This window comes from Enterococcus alishanensis (assembly GCF_019218635.1).
GTDB classification, from domain to species: Bacteria; Bacillota; Bacilli; order Lactobacillales; family Enterococcaceae; genus Enterococcus_A; species Enterococcus_A alishanensis.
Window position 1 is genome coordinate 1 of record NZ_JAHUZB010000002.1, and the last position, 14,525, is coordinate 14,525.

Consider the following 14,525-nt stretch of genomic DNA (forward strand, 5'->3'; position numbering starts at 1 on the left):
TCGAACACAGAAGTTAAGCTTTTTAGCGCCGATCGTAGTGAGGGGTTGCCCCTTGTGAGAGTAGGACGTCGCCACGCAACTGACCATCTATTTATAGGTGGTTTTTTTATTTTCTAAAGTGTATATAAAAAATCGTCAAGTTTGTAGCTATTACACTATAGACTTGACGATTTTTTTAAATTGAGTTGTACATAAAATGAATTGTTTCAATTGTTTTTTGCCATTTCTGTTTTTCTAATGTATTTAAAGAAAGATCAAAGTCTTTTACAATACCACTACTTGAAATTTGTGCTGGATGGCCAACGTAAGCTTGATTAGTGTCATTATAGTTGCTAACTGGTGCAATCAATTGGCTATCATTTAAGATAGCTTCTACAATAGTTGAGGCAGCGTTCGCAATACCAAACGATGTGTAGCCTTTTCCACTGAAAGTAATCCAACCGCCTTTACGGGCCGCTACTTCTAATTCATCTAATTCTGTTTGGGAAAAACTTTCTTCAATTGGAATACCAGCTATTCGCACACTTGACCAGGCAACAAATTGCGATTCTCCATGTTCGCCGAGAACATACCCTTCGATTGAGGAAGGATGTACATTTAATTTTTGACTGACCGCATGACGCATTCTTGAAGTATCTAAAGTAGTTCCAGTGCCGAAGACTTGATTTTTAGGTAAACCAGTTATTTGTTGAAGATATTGAGTAATCACATCACAAGGATTAGTGATATTGACTAAGATACCTTTGAATCCTGATTCCTTAATTTTTTGTCCCCATTCTTTTGCTACTTTTTTGGTAAAATTAAGTTCGATAAAACGATCTGAGGTACCTTGTAATAAACTAATATCGCCAGCTGAAAAAATAATTATATCGCAATCAGTTAATTCTGCTAAAGAGGGTTCTATTAGTTTTGTTTGACTGGAGCGACCGATTTGCCCGTCAATTAAATCATTTATTTCTGCAAAAACAATTTTTTTATGTTGATCGAATAAAACCAACTCATCTACTAAATTTCTTTCAATTAAAGTATGTGCAGTAGTACTGCCAACATTTCCCACACCGATAATAGCTATTTTTCTCAAAAAAATCACTCCTCTATTAACTATTAAGGATGCCTTTTTTATGAGAAAATGTCAATAATATTATGAGGGAAAATCTAATTTTTTCTTTTGTTATTTAGTATAGTGTAGATTCTGGCTAAATCATCATTTGTACCGCGTAATTCGAAATCAGCTATAAATGGAAAATTAAATGCTTCACTATACTGTTTAGCAGTTAAACAATATTGATAGTTAAAGTTTTTATTGCCGCTACCGACTATTCCTAAGCAATAGCGACAATTATCACTATATTCTAAGTAGTCTCTTAAGTTTTCTGTCAGAATTTCTTGATCACCATTATCGAGACCGTTACCTCCCTCAAGGTAAGTTGGTACAAAGGCGAAAAATTCTGTATTTTCACTTTCATAAGGAGTGTTATCTGAGATTTCTTTTATTTCTTCAATTAAGAGATTGTCCTGTGAAATTTTGTTTTGTTCGCGGCTATAAGCCATTAATCTTTTTACAAATGAGCGTGTGTTACCAGATATTGATATATATATAATGCGCATAATTGCTTATCCTCCTTTATGTTGATAAGTATAACATTGTTTAAAAAAAAGATCTGTCAACTTTTATGATAGCGCTTGCAAAAACTTCGTAAATATGGTATAAAATAAGTGTAAGGGGTAGCATCCCTAAGAATTGCGAAGTTGGCAATTGTACAGTGTAACGTCTAAGATTTTGACAAATGCCGAGGGGCAGAAAGGACGTAGGGATATTTTGAGAACTCCTTACTCAAGAGTCAAAGTCTAACGAGGAAAGAGGCAAGTGGACAATAAAGAACCAACGACCTCTCACCAAATGGCTAAACTTAAACAAGAGACGGCAGAAAGATGGTTTAAGTTTGTAGAAAATGATTTCGTAAAGAAGGAATCGAAAGTTATCAGCCATTTAACTCGTTAGACTATTTTTGTGTCTAAAATTAGTAAAGAGGAGTAATCGTTAACTACGATTACTCCTCTTTTTAGTTATTGTAAATTCTAATATCGTGATCAATTCCACGAATTGCAAAGTGTGACTTATCATCAAAAAGATATTGTTTTCCATCAGTTGGAATTTTTTTGCTGAACATCTCTTCATACTCTGGTATAGATAGTTGTGTACGTTTGTCTAATAAGGCAGAATGTTCTTTTTTGACTAAGTGATTTTCAAAACCAGGCATTACTTCTGCAGAAAAGAATTCACTCACTGATCCCGAGCCATAGCTAAAAAGTCCTACTTGATCACCAGCTGTTAATGAACTATTTTCTAGTAGAGAGATAAGTCCCAAATATAAGGATCCGGTATATAAATTCCCTACTCGTCGACTGTAGGTAATCGCCTCATCATATTTTTGCTCCAAACGTTTGGCTTCTTCTTCAGAAATAGTCGGATAAAGCCCCCTTAAAGCTTTACGTCCCATCTTTGTATATGGTAAATGAAAGGTTAAGGCGGCGTAATCTTGGCTATTCTTTTTATTGACTTTTTTATTTTCTTCCCAAACTTTTAAAAAGGAGTCAATATAAATCTCATTAGATAAGTGTCCATCTACTAATGGATAGTCATGTCCAGATGGTCGCCAAAAGTCATAAACATCTTCAGAATAAAAGACGCTATCATTGTTTAATGCTAATATTTTAGGTTGGCTACTAACTAACATAGCTACTGCACCACAACCTTGTGTCGGTTCACCACCAGAGTTTAAGCCGTATTTTGCAATATCTGCAGCAATGACTAGCACTTTACGATCTGGATGTGCAGCTATATAATCTCTTGCCTGTTGTAAGGCTACCGTACCACTGTAGCAAGCCTGTTTAATCTCAAATGATCGTGCATAAGGTTGAATATTGAGTAAATGATGAATGATTACTGCTGCCGATTTAGAGAAATCATTACTTGATTCAGTTCCAACTATTACCATATCAATTTTGTTTTTATCTTCATCAGTAAGAATTTTCTCAGCAGCACAAGCACCTAATGTAATAATATCTTGAGTAAAAGGAAGCATTGCCATTTGATCTTGCCCCAGGCCAATATGAAATTTATTCGGATCAACACCTCTAGCCAGAGCTAAGTCAGTCATATCTAAATAGTAATTCGGTACATGAAAAGCTATTTTATCAATTCCAATTTTCATGATTTCCTCCTTGAAAAATAATACTATGTAATCTATATCCATTAGCCAATATAACATAGAAAAGGTAGTTTTCACCATCAATCATTCTTAAGAATAATTAAAGCTCTATGTGTTATACTGTTTCTGGTAAAAAGACAATTTATTTGGAGGTGCAACCTTGGAAGAAGTAGTGATTTTAAGTGCTGTACGGACACCAATTGGAAAATATAAAGGAACTTTAGCAACTGTTTCGTCTGTTGATTTAGCAGCTATTACAATTTCAGAAGCAGTCAAACGCAGCAATGTTAAAAATCAAGTGGATCAAGTAATTTTAGGCAATGTCTTACAAGCTGGCAGTGGGCAGAATGTTGCTCGGCAAGCAAGTATAAAAGCTGGATTAGGTAACCAAGTTCCAGCAATGACGATTAATGAAGTTTGCGGTTCGGGTCTGAAGTCAATTATTTTAGCGATGCAGCAAATACAATTGGGGAGAGCTCAGTTAGTTGTTGCAGGTGGTACAGAAAATATGTCACAAGCACCAAAGCTAACAAAATTCGACTTTGAGACTGAATCATATCAAGAACCTATTTCAAGTATGATTTACGATGGTTTAACGGATGCTTTTAGTGGTGAACATATGGGATTGACTGCTGAAAAGGTTTCTGAACGGTTTGGTGTTACAAGTCAGATGCAAGATAAATTTGCCTATGACTCTCAGAAAAAAGCCCATACAGCAAATATTTCTGGTAAATTTTCTGAAGAAATTGTACCTGTTCATTTAGCGGATGGAACCGTTATTGAAAAAGACGAAGGTATTAGAGAGAATGCTACACTAGAAAAAATGAGCAGTTTAAAACCGGCTTTTAAAGAAGAGGGGACGGTTACTGCAGCGAATGCGTCGACTTTGAATGATGGTGCATCTGCTTTAGTATTGGCAGCAAAAAGTTATGCGATTGCGAATCAATTGCCCTTTTTAGCAGAAATTGAAGATTATGCTGAAGTGGGCATTGATCCAAGTATTATGGGAGTTGCACCGATTGATGCGATAAACAAATTATTACAACAACGTCAAATGACAACAAAGCAAGTTGATTTATTTGAAATTAATGAAGCTTTTGCGGCTTCTTCAGTGGCTGTCGAAAGAGAGTTGGCGCTTCCTAGAAATAAAGTAAATATTTATGGCGGCGGAATTGCTTTAGGTCACCCGATTGGCGCTAGTGGTGCGCGGATCGTGACAACTTTATTATCAGCACTTAAAGACGAAAATAAAGAACGAGGAATTGCTAGCTTGTGTATTGGTGGTGGTTTAGGTTTAGCAATAATGTTAAAAAAAAAATCCCTTGTAAAAGAAGATAAGTTTTATCGCCTATCAACTGACGAAAGAATTAACCAGTTATTAACTGATAAAAAAATTCAAGCTAACGATGTTGCTGAACTAAAAAAAATGACCTTATCAGAAAAGATAGCCGATAATTTAATTGAGAACCAAATTAGCGAAGTTGAACTACCATTAGGCGTGGCTCAAAATTTTGTTGTGAATGGTGAAAAAAAACTTATTCCGATGGCGACTGAAGAACCATCAGTAATTGCTGCTGCTAGTAATGCTGCTAAGTTAGTCAGTCAAGCAGGCGGTTTCAAGACAAAAGTATTGAGTCGTAAAATGATTGGACAAATTGTCTTTAATCAATTAAGTGATTTTACAATTGTTGAAAAATGGCTTACTGAAAATCGATTAAAGATTTTTGATCTAGCTAATCAAGCTTATCCTTCAATTGTCACTCGAGGTGGCGGCTTAACTGATTTAAAATCACGTAGATTTAAAGAAAAATTTTTTTCAATTGATTTAACGGTAGATGTAAAAGATGCAATGGGTGCTAACATGGTTAATACGGTATTGGAGGCTGTAGCTAACGAGATTCAACAGGCTTTTCCTCAAGAAGAACTTTTGTTTAGCATTTTAAGCAACTATGGAACAGAAGCACTAGTTGAAGCAACCTGTCAAATTCCTTTTGAGGTAGTTTCAGAAGTAACTGCGAAAAAAATTGCTGCAGCAGGTCGTTTTGCGAAGTTAGATCCTTATCGGGCTGCAACCCATAACAAAGGAATAATGAACGGAATTGATGCTGTTGTTTTAGCGACTGGAAATGACACTCGGGCTGTAGCTGCAGCTTGTCATGCTTATGCTAGTCGAAATGGAAGTTATCAAGGATTGACTGATTGGTGGATTGAAGATGACACCCTCAATGGTCGATTGATTGTGCCAATGAATGTTGGCATTGTCGGAGGAGCGACCAAAGTATTGCCTAAAGCTGCTTTAAGCTTGAAATTGCTAGCTGTGGACAGTGCTCAGAACTTGTCAGAAAATATTGTGGCCGTTGGTTTAGCCCAAAATTTAGCTGCAGTTAAAGCTCTAGTAACTGATGGGATTCAAAAAGGCCATATGGCTTTACACAGTCGGACTTTGGCCATCAATGCGGGAGCAAAAGATCATGAAATTGATCGAGTAGTTCAGTTATTAAAGCAAACAAAAGTAAAAAATTTAGAACAAGCAAAAGCTATCCTTGCGAAATTGCGTGAATAAGCTTTTTAAAGTTAGAAGATTTGGTCAGTAATATTTTTAGGAGGTGAAATCAGTGATAAAAGATGAACGATATAAAGAAATTATGCAATTGTTGAGAAAAACTGGAACGGTGAAAGTCAATGATATCATGGATAAACTAGATGTTTCTGATATGACAGTCCGCAGAGATTTAGCCAGTTTGGAAAAGCAAGGATTGCTTAAAAGAGTCCATGGTGGTGCGAAAGTGAATACTTTCAATGAAGAACTGTCCCATAAAGAAAAACGGATTATTCACATTGACGAAAAACGAGCAATCGTTAAAAAAGCGATTGAGTACATTCAAACAGGGGATACAATATTTTTAGGACCTGGAACAACGATTGAATTATTGGCACAATTAATCGATGTAGCTGATGTTAGAATCGTAACCAATTGTTTACCGGTATTTGAAATATTAAATCAAAAAAAAGAGCATCAGAAAATCTATTTAGTTGGCGGAGAAATGCGAAACAATACTCAGTCTTTTTTTGGCGATTTAACCAATAAAATTATTACTGATTTAAAATTTAATAAAGCCTTTTTCAGCTGCAATGCTTTAGTTGGTCAGGAAATTATGACTAGTACATTAGAAGAAGGTCAGACCCAAACATTGGCGCTAAATAATAGTCAAGAACGTTTTTTATTAGCTGATAGTTCGAAGATTGGTAAGACTGATTTTTGTGTTTATTATCGTTTAGATGAAGTAACAGAACTGATAACTAACCAAGATGAAACACACAAATATAAGCAATTAGACAGTTCATCAATCATTTTAGTATAGAAAAATCCCGAAGTGCATCGTGTGCATTTCGGGATTTTTTTTTGATTAATTTTTGGCTGCTAAGTAAGCGGCATTTCTTTTTTTCATTTGACGAGCGTACCAGATGAAGATGAGTAAATAGGCAATTAATGCGATAGCTGCATATAAAACAAATTGAATTTGTCCTTGCGATGCATTACCGACCAAATAACCTAAGAATTTTTCAATCGGACCTTCCATTGTTGTATGAGAAATAAGTGCATTCGAGCTCAAACCAGCAGGAAAGGCTCCAACTTTTTTCGCTGTTTCAGTAACAAATGGCGCAATTAGTGTACCTGACCATAAGAATAATGGTAATTCAATCGCGCCAATAACAATCATTCGAATTAATTTACCGCGAGTGACAACTAATAAAGCTGGTGTAACACCCATGGCAATAATTCCGCCTAACGGTAATAATTTATTTCCTGGAAGTACCATAGCTTCTAATAACATGATTGGTGCTAGCACGTTTGCAGCTGCCCAAATTTCGGCACGACCTGCTAGGAAAGGCCAATCTAAACCAATGTTAATCGTACGACCTTTTAATTTAGCTGAAGCGAAATCAGTGATCCCTTGAGATAAAGGTTCAACCGCCGCAATAAACCATGCACCAATTAAAGAGAACAGTTCCAAACAGGTTGCAGCTGTAAAGGCTAAAGCAAAGATCTCAGTTGGGTTTTGTCCAGCCAATAAACCAACAAAAATTCCTAAATAAATACCAATGGCAAATTTTGATCCCCAAAAGCCAATTTTACTATTCAATTTGGCTGCATCGAAATCATATTTGTCCAACCACGGGAAGATCTTGTCAAAAATTTTATCAAAGACCATAATGATTGGATTCATCATATAGTTCATATGAGTTGTTGTCATTGGATTTGAATCTGGTGCATCTAATAAATCATTAAAGGTTGGTTTCATTAAATCAGAATTGATAATTTTTAAAATACCGATGAAAATAACTAATAATGTGGCAATAAATAAGTTTGCGCCACAGAAAATGGCAAATAAACCAACGATAGAAAGATGCCAGATATCGAAAATATCAACATCTAAAGTATCTGTCTTTTTCAAGATCAGCATTGCGACATTGACAATCACCATAATTAATAAGAAGTAAAGTGTATAAGGTGATCCCCAAGTAATTGTTGCTAAAGGTGCCCAACCAACATCAGTGATGTTTAAGCTTAGTCCTGTTCGTTCAACAAAGTCGGCCATCGCACCTGAAAAAGCGTTAGTTAAAATTCCAATAATTGCTCCGATCCCGGTTAAAGCAATCCCTAATTTTAAACCGCCTTCTAAAGCACGGCTAGGTTTTACTTTGAAGAAAAGTGCGATGATGGTTAAGACAATTGTCATCAATGGGGCAGCCCCTAAATTAATTAGAGGCTGAAATATGCTGTTGGCTAAATCAATAATTGTACTCATGATATCCGTCCTTTTCTATTTAACTGATTGATTTGATGGCTTCTTCCATTTGATCATAGACTGGTTGAGCCATAGCTGGAATACGATATAGAATTGCGCCTGCATCTACAACGGGAATATCAATTTTGAAGCCTAAGTTGGTATTGGCAATTTGGGCGAAAATATCATAATGTGATAACATATCTTCATTTACATCTTTGATCATGACAGCATCACAAGAAACTTGATATCCTCTAGCTTTCATTTCTTTTTCTAATGCATCTTTGATTTGGTGGCTTGAATTTACTCCGGCTCCACACGCTGCTAAAATTTTAATCATTTAAATTCTCTCCTTTGAAATTTTTTTTTAAAAATTGATAAATCATTTTTGGGTCTTCCTCATTAAAGAACTGAATTAATTCTGTTTGTTCAACTGAATTAATAAAATCCATGATATCCGCTAGCAATCCTGACTGTTCTTCGCCATTTTGATTCAAAATCATAAAAAGAAACCGTACATTCATTACTTCATCTGGTTGAATCATATTATGAAATGGAATATCTTTCTTTAATTTGATAGGAACGATTCGAGTCGTATTGACAAATTCACTCTCAGTATGAGGAATGGCAATATTTGGTAGCTCTTGACTGATTGGCGCAAGATCTAAACCTGTTGGATAATTTACTTCTCTTTCTATTAAATTATCTAGGAAATTTTCAGATACCAATTTTTTTGCTAATAAACTTTGATAGATTTCTTCAAAAACTGCTGTTTGAGAATTTTTTTCTGATACATAAATGGTATCCTCTGAAAAAAGTGACATTTCATAAGTACCTCCTTTTTTTGTTCGAAATAGTTTGTTTGTTGTTTATGACATAATAATAAGCGCTTTCTTAGGATAAGTCAACCAGAAATCGAAAAAAAATAAACTTATTGTTGTTGAAAAATGTTTGTTTTTGGTTTATGATGAATTTGTATCAAGGAAAGTGAACAAGGAGGTGAGCACAATTTGTTGAAAAATGAACGACAGAAAATCATTTTGGATTTATGCGAACGAGACGGGATTGTTACTGTAAAAACAATCCAAGCGACTATTCATGTTTCTGATATGACAATCAGACGGGATTTAACTGAAATGGATCATGAAAAAAAATTGATCCGTATTCATGGTGGGGCCCAAAGTATTGCGTTCAATCAAGAAGATTCAACGGTTGAAAAATCTAGCATAGAAACACCAAAAGAACTTTCACATTTTGAAAAGAAAATGATTAGTACCGATGAAAAAAAATATATTGCAAAAAATGCAGCACAATTAATTAATGATGAACGAGAAACAATTTTTTTGGGACCAGGTACTACTATTGAATTAATGACTGAACATATTACATTAGAACACGTTCGAATCGTAACCAATAGTTTGCCAGTCTTTAACTTATTGAAAGATAAAGGAAAGTACGATCTTTATTTAGTGGGTGGTTCTTATAGGGAACATACCGGAGCATTTGTTGGTTCGGTTGCTGATGAAGTGATTCAAAAAATAGGGATTACAAAAGCTTTTGTCGGTGTTAATGGAATTCAAGATGGTTGGGTGTCAACCTTTAATGTAGAAGAAGGCAAAATTCAACAATTGGCATTGGATAAAGCCAGCGAAAAATATCTGGTAGCTGATGCTCACAAGTTCAATCATCGTGATTTTTATAATTTTTATAATTTAAAAAAAATCGATGGTTTGTTCACAGACTATACAATTTCCAAGAGTGTAAAAGAGCAGTATGAACAATACACAAAAATTTTTAATTAAGAGGAGGATTTACAATGCGGGTAGTAATTGGATCAGATCTTGAAGGAATGACATTAAAAGAAACAATCAAAACTTATTTAATAGAAGAAGGTTTTGAGGTAGTTGATAAAAGTGAAGAAGCGGCTGTTGATTTTGTAGAATCAACTTTGGCTGTTGCTCAAGATGTAGTTGCTAATGAAGGCAGTTTAGGAATCACTTTTGATGGTTATGGCGCAGGCAGCTTTATGACAGCTACTAAAGTAAAAGGCATGGTAGCAGCTGAAGTTTCTGATGAACGTTCAGCTTATATGACGCGCGAACATAATAATTCACGGATGATTACTTTAGGGGCAAAAATCGTTGGTGATGAATTAGCTAAAAATATTGTCAAAGAATTTTTAAGTGCCAACTATGATGGTGGCAGACATCAAGTCAGAGTCGATATGTTAAATAAAATGGCCTAAGCAAATAGAAGGGAAGAAAGAACATGAAAATAGCAATTGGATGCGATCATATTGTAACAGATACTAAAATGGCGGTCTCAGATTTTTTGAAATCAAAAGGATATGAAGTATTAGATGTAGGAACGTATGATTTTACGCGCACACATTATCCAATTTTTGGGAAAAAAGTTGGTGAAGCTGTTGTTAGTGGTGAAGCAGATCTGGGTATCTGTCTTTGCGGTACAGGCGTCGGAATCAATAATGCGGTCAACAAGGTTCCAGGTGTGCGTAGTGCATTAGTACGAGACATGACGACTGCTGTTTATGCGAAAGAACAATTAAATGCGAATGTTGTTGGTTTTGGTGCACGAATTACAGGCGAGTTCTTGATTTGTGATATTGCAGAGGCTTTCATTGAAGCGCAATATCAACCAACAGAAGAAAACAAAAAATTAATTGCAAAGATTGATCATGTTGAAAAAAATCATCCTGAACAAATGGATCCTCACTTCTTTGATGAATTTATTGAAAAATGGGATCGGGGAGAATATCACGACTAAAAGGAGCGAATAATGCTTTTAACTATTACAATGAATCCTTCAATTGATATTTCTTATCCGCTAGAGAAATTTCAGTTGGATACAGTTAATCGGGTAACAGATACACGAAAAACTGCTGGTGGCAAAGGTTTAAATGTCACGAGAGTGTTGAAACAGTTGTCAACAGAGGTGACTGCTAGTGGATTGATCGGTGGTTTTTTAGGAAGACAAATCCAGAGTCAATTAGAAGCTGAAAAAATCAACCACGCTTTCTCTCAAATTGAAGGAGAAACTCGAAATTGTATTGCCATTTTACATGAAGGCAAACAAACAGAAATCTTAGAAAGCGGACCGACTATTTCTCAAGGAGAAGCCCAAAATTTTTTAAATAATTTTACTGAATTGGTTAAACGAAGTAGTATGATTTCATTTTCCGGTAGTTTGCCAGCTGGTTTGCCGACTGATTTTTATCATCAAATGCTGGAAATCTGTCAACAAAAAAATAAAAAAGTCGTTTTGGACTGTTCCGGAAAAGCTTTGGAAGCCGTTTTAGCTGGTTCTGCTAAACCATTTGTCATTAAACCAAATTTAGAAGAACTTGCTGCAATTTTAAATTGTTCAGTTGAAATAGATGATTTAAAAGAAGTTTTGCAAACTGAAAAGTTCTCAGGTGTCGAATGGATTGTTGTTTCATTAGGTAGCCAAGGGGCTTTTGCAAAACACGATGAAAAATTTTATCGAGTAAATATTCCAAAGATTGAAGTCGTTAATCCAGTTGGTTCTGGCGATGCTACGGTAGCCGGATTGCTTTACGCCTTGGATCAAGAAAAAGAGGATCAAGAAGTTTTAAAAATAGCCAATACTTTAGGGATGTTGAATGCACAAGAAAACCTAACAGGTCACGTAAATATGGATAACTTTGAAATGATTAAAAATCAAATAAATGTGGCACCAGTTTAAAACGAAGGGAAGAATTCAACTGATGGAATTAACAGAAAATAAAAGAAATTATTTAAAACAAATAACCAATGAAAAAGGAATCATTGGTGCTTTAGCGATTGATCAACGAGGAGCTTTAAAAAAGATGATCAATAAGTATCAGGAGACTGAAGCAACCGCTGAACAAATTGAACAGTTCAAAGAAATTGTTTCAACTGAATTAACACCATTTGCTTCAGCAATTTTATTAGATCCAGAATATGGTTTGCCTGCTGCTGCAGCGCGGGATAAATCAGCTGGTTTATTATTAGCTTACGAAAAAACTGGGTATGATGCTTCTACTCCAGGACGCTTGCCAGATTTACTATCGATTTGGTCAGTCAAACGCTTAAAAGAAGCTGGTGCAGATGCTTGTAAATTTTTACTATACTATGATGTTGATGAATCAGCAGAAATTAATCTACAAAAACAAGCCTTTATCGAACGAATTGGTTCTGAATGCCAAGCGGAAGATTTGCCATTCTTTTTAGAATTGGTTTCTTATGATGCAAATGATGCTGACAATAGTACAGCAGCTTATGCCAAAGAAAAACCTCATAAAGTAAATGATATGATGAAGGAATTTTCAAATAAACGTTATGGTGTAGATGTGTTGAAAGTAGAAGTTCCTGTTAATATGAAATTTGTGGAAGGCTTTAGTGAAGACGAAGTTGTTTATACGAAAGCTGAGGCAGCAAAATTCTTTAAAGAACAGTCAGAATCAACTGATTTACCATTTATATTTTTAAGTGCTGGTGTTTCGGCGGAGATGTTCCAAACGACTTTACATTTTGCAAAAGAAGCCGGATCAACTTTTAATGGTGTTCTTTGTGGTAGAGCTACTTGGGCAAACGGGGTGGAACCTTTCATTACTAAAGGCGAAAATTCAGCTGCCGAATGGTTAAAAACTGAAGGACGTAAAAACATTCAAGAACTGAATCAAGTCCTAAATGAAACTGCAACGTCAATTAAACTTTAAAAATAAAAAAATGACCCTATGAAAAATTGATTTCATAGGGTCATTTTTATGTTTAAAAGTTCAATTATTTTTTCGTAGTTTATATGAAACTAGGACAATGAATGACGCATGAAAAAATAAGTCAATTTTAATTATTTGTAACGACTTTTATTATAATATATGAAAAAATTATAATCAATTTAAACATAATAAAAATTTCAATTTTTTCAACAAAAAAGTTTTATTAAATAAGCGTTGGTAAATTAGGATTTTTTCCTATTGTTTTTTCAGCCGTCAAATGAGCCGTCAGAAATGGGGAGAACAAATTGAAACTTGGGGAAAATATTTACTTAAGAAAAGATGGGCGTTGGGAAGGTCGGTATCAAAAAGGACGAAACAAAAATAATAAAATTAAATATGGATATATTTATGGAAAAACTAAACAAGAAGTTCGCCAAAAACTATATCCTTTAAAAGAAAAGTATACTCAATTGCGTATGATTTATGGGGAAGCCACTATGATATTTAAAGACTGGGTAGAATTATGGTTAGCAAATATAAAAGGGAAAATTAAACCTGCAACTTTTGATAGTTATTCTTATAAGTTGAAGCGTTATGCTTTTCAAGTATTAGGAAATCTCGCATTAAATGAGCTAGACCATATTAAGATTCAAGAATTTATCAATCAAATGATGGATAAATTAAGCAGCGGTACGGTAAAGGTCATTTGTCAAATTATAAAAAGTTGTTTATCACAAGCAATTTTTGAGGGCTTAATTCAAACAAATCCGTTTGATAAAATAAAGATGCCTAAAAATCAGCGAAAAGTGCGGGCATTACAACAATCGGAGCAAAAAAAACTTGAAGCTGTTGCTAAATCTGAAAAGAAAAAAGGCTTACCAATCATGTTAGCTTTGTATGCGGGATTACGCATTGGAGAATTGTCTGCGCTTAAATGGTCAGATATAAATTTTATCGATAATTTAATGCACGTGGGAAATACACTACAGCGGGTTGCTTCTTATCAAGATGATTCAAAAACGCAAGTAATCAAGCATCAATCAAAGACACATTCTTCTATTAGGATCATTCCTTTTGGGGATAAAATTAAACAGTTATTGCTTCAACATCAACAAGAAGCCACAGGAGAATATGTGTTTTCAACAGGTGAGAAACCTAGTGAACCAAGATTATTAACCTATCATTTCCATAAAATTCGGGAAAAAGCAGATTTAAAAAATATCCATTTCCATCAACTAAGACACACTTTTGCTACTAGATGTTTAGAAAAACGAGCAGATATTTCATCTGTCAGTGCACTATTGGGGCATTCGTCAACTCAAATGACACTAGATATTTATGCCGATAATTTACTTGAACAACGTTGTAAAGTTATGGAAGTTTTAGATAGCTGTATTTAGTTTTTAAAAATTAATATTTTTAAACCAATAAATTTTTCAAGGAAATGTAAGCGAATTCTCAAAGTCTGAAAATAATTGTTCATTAAAATTAATAATTTTTCTAAAAATATCTTTAGCCGTCAAAAGCCGTCAATCCTTATCGTAAAGACTGATATCAAGCTATTATTTAGTACTTTTCATAGTTTCATATAGAACAAGAAAAAATTATAGCAAAAAAATCAGCTTTTTTCTATTTTAAAAATAATTTTTTTATAAACGAAAAATAAATACTAGAAAAGGTATGAGAGGTGATTCGGTGTTTTGTATTTTGATATTAACTAATAACATTTCCAACGAAAAAAATTTTTGTGAAAAAATTCAGCAATTAAACTATGAGGTTTTTTGTTCGACACTTATTCTAAAT

The 14,525-nt window shown here is 34.5% G+C and carries 14 protein-coding genes and 1 rRNA gene; 9 read left to right on the forward strand and 6 right to left on the reverse strand.

The features are described from left to right. Positions 1-77: ribosomal RNA gene (gene rrf, locus KUA55_RS18695) — 5S ribosomal RNA — on the forward strand; the annotation flags it as partial. Between the two features lie 98 nt (positions 78-175). Here the strand turns inward: rrf and KUA55_RS03655 are convergent. The 3 genes from KUA55_RS03655 to KUA55_RS03665 all read right to left on the reverse strand — a co-directional run bounded on the left by KUA55_RS03655 (position 176) and on the right by KUA55_RS03665 (position 3,215). Further along, entirely contained in the window at positions 176-1,081 is a 906-nt protein-coding gene (locus KUA55_RS03655) for a lactate/malate family dehydrogenase (RefSeq protein WP_218324832.1), read from the reverse strand. A gap of 74 nt (positions 1,082-1,155) precedes the next feature. Next, positions 1,156-1,608 (reverse strand): class Ib ribonucleoside-diphosphate reductase assembly flavoprotein NrdI, encoded by a 453-nt coding sequence (gene nrdI / locus KUA55_RS03660; RefSeq protein ID WP_218324833.1) that lies wholly within the window; start codon positions 1,606-1,608, stop codon positions 1,156-1,158. Between the two features lie 455 nt (positions 1,609-2,063). Then, positions 2,064-3,215: a hydroxymethylglutaryl-CoA synthase gene (locus KUA55_RS03665; protein WP_218324834.1), complete on the reverse strand. Its 1,152-nt coding sequence runs from the start codon at positions 3,213-3,215 to the stop codon at positions 2,064-2,066. Positions 3,216-3,372: 157 nt separating this feature from the next. Here KUA55_RS03665 and KUA55_RS03670 point away from each other — a divergent pair, with 157 nt between their 5' ends. Both KUA55_RS03670 and KUA55_RS03675 read left to right on the forward strand, forming a co-directional pair. Continuing rightward, entirely contained in the window at positions 3,373-5,775 is a 2,403-nt protein-coding gene (locus KUA55_RS03670; RefSeq protein WP_218324835.1) for a hydroxymethylglutaryl-CoA reductase, degradative, read from the forward strand. 52 nt (positions 5,776-5,827) lie between these two features. Beyond that, positions 5,828-6,574 (forward strand): DeoR/GlpR family DNA-binding transcription regulator, encoded by a 747-nt coding sequence (locus tag KUA55_RS03675; RefSeq protein WP_218324836.1) that lies wholly within the window; start codon positions 5,828-5,830, stop codon positions 6,572-6,574. 45 nt (positions 6,575-6,619) lie between these two features. On the opposite strand, the gene KUA55_RS03680 is transcribed toward KUA55_RS03675, so the two are convergent. The 3 genes from KUA55_RS03680 to KUA55_RS03690 are packed head-to-tail and all read right to left on the reverse strand — an operon-like array spanning position 6,620 to position 8,826. After that, entirely contained in the window at positions 6,620-8,023 is a 1,404-nt protein-coding gene (locus KUA55_RS03680) for a PTS galactitol transporter subunit IIC (RefSeq protein ID WP_218324837.1), read from the reverse strand. Between the two features lie 19 nt (positions 8,024-8,042). Next, complete coding sequence (locus KUA55_RS03685) at positions 8,043-8,342, reverse strand: PTS sugar transporter subunit IIB (RefSeq protein WP_218324838.1); 300 nt, start codon at positions 8,340-8,342, stop codon at positions 8,043-8,045. Beyond that, complete coding sequence (locus KUA55_RS03690) at positions 8,335-8,826, reverse strand: PTS sugar transporter subunit IIA (protein WP_218324839.1); 492 nt, start codon at positions 8,824-8,826, stop codon at positions 8,335-8,337. The genes KUA55_RS03685 and KUA55_RS03690 overlap by 8 nt, the downstream gene beginning before the upstream one ends. A 186-nt stretch (positions 8,827-9,012) precedes the next feature. Between KUA55_RS03690 and KUA55_RS03695 the strand changes: the two genes are divergently transcribed. The 6 genes from KUA55_RS03695 to KUA55_RS03720 all read left to right on the forward strand — a co-directional run bounded on the left by KUA55_RS03695 (position 9,013) and on the right by KUA55_RS03720 (position 14,122). After that, positions 9,013-9,804: a DeoR/GlpR family DNA-binding transcription regulator gene (locus KUA55_RS03695; RefSeq protein WP_218324840.1), complete on the forward strand. Its 792-nt coding sequence runs from the start codon at positions 9,013-9,015 to the stop codon at positions 9,802-9,804. A gap of 14 nt (positions 9,805-9,818) precedes the next feature. Then, positions 9,819-10,247, forward strand: coding sequence for a galactose-6-phosphate isomerase subunit LacA (gene lacA / locus KUA55_RS03700; protein ID WP_218324841.1), 429 nt, complete (start codon positions 9,819-9,821; stop codon positions 10,245-10,247). 23 nt (positions 10,248-10,270) lie between these two features. Continuing rightward, positions 10,271-10,786 (forward strand): galactose-6-phosphate isomerase subunit LacB, encoded by a 516-nt coding sequence (lacB, locus tag KUA55_RS03705; protein ID WP_218324842.1) that lies wholly within the window; start codon positions 10,271-10,273, stop codon positions 10,784-10,786. A gap of 12 nt (positions 10,787-10,798) precedes the next feature. Then, complete coding sequence (gene lacC / locus KUA55_RS03710; RefSeq protein WP_218324843.1) at positions 10,799-11,725, forward strand: tagatose-6-phosphate kinase; 927 nt, start codon at positions 10,799-10,801, stop codon at positions 11,723-11,725. A 22-nt stretch (positions 11,726-11,747) separates the two neighbouring features. After that, positions 11,748-12,722, forward strand: a complete 975-nt coding sequence (gene lacD / locus KUA55_RS03715) for a tagatose-bisphosphate aldolase (RefSeq protein ID WP_218324844.1) — start codon at positions 11,748-11,750, stop codon at positions 12,720-12,722. 305 nt (positions 12,723-13,027) lie between these two features. Beyond that, positions 13,028-14,122 carry a tyrosine-type recombinase/integrase gene (locus KUA55_RS03720; RefSeq protein WP_218324845.1) on the forward strand — a complete coding sequence of 365 codons (1,095 nt, stop codon included), beginning with the start codon at positions 13,028-13,030 and terminating at the stop codon, positions 14,120-14,122. Positions 14,123-14,525 lie beyond the last annotated feature (403 nt).

Excerpts from the sequence above, each read along its gene's own strand:
- KUA55_RS03685 (WP_218324838.1), bottom strand. The coding sequence starts at position 8,342 with ATGATTAAAATTTTAGCAGCGTGTGGAGCCGGAGTAAATTCAAGCCAC.
- lacC (WP_218324843.1), top strand. The coding sequence starts at position 10,799 with ATGCTTTTAACTATTACAATGAATCCTTCAATTGATATTTCTTATCCG.
- KUA55_RS03690 (WP_218324839.1), bottom strand. The coding sequence starts at position 8,826 with ATGTCACTTTTTTCAGAGGATACCATTTATGTATCAGAAAAAAATTCT.
- lacA (WP_218324841.1), top strand. The coding sequence starts at position 9,819 with ATGCGGGTAGTAATTGGATCAGATCTTGAAGGAATGACATTAAAAGAA.
- KUA55_RS03680 (WP_218324837.1), bottom strand. The coding sequence starts at position 8,023 with ATGAGTACAATTATTGATTTAGCCAACAGCATATTTCAGCCTCTAATT.
- lacB (WP_218324842.1), top strand. The coding sequence starts at position 10,271 with ATGAAAATAGCAATTGGATGCGATCATATTGTAACAGATACTAAAATG.
- KUA55_RS03665 (WP_218324834.1), bottom strand. The coding sequence starts at position 3,215 with ATGAAAATTGGAATTGATAAAATAGCTTTTCATGTACCGAATTACTAT.
- lacD (WP_218324844.1), top strand. The coding sequence starts at position 11,748 with ATGGAATTAACAGAAAATAAAAGAAATTATTTAAAACAAATAACCAAT.
- nrdI (WP_218324833.1), bottom strand. The coding sequence starts at position 1,608 with ATGCGCATTATATATATATCAATATCTGGTAACACACGCTCATTTGTA.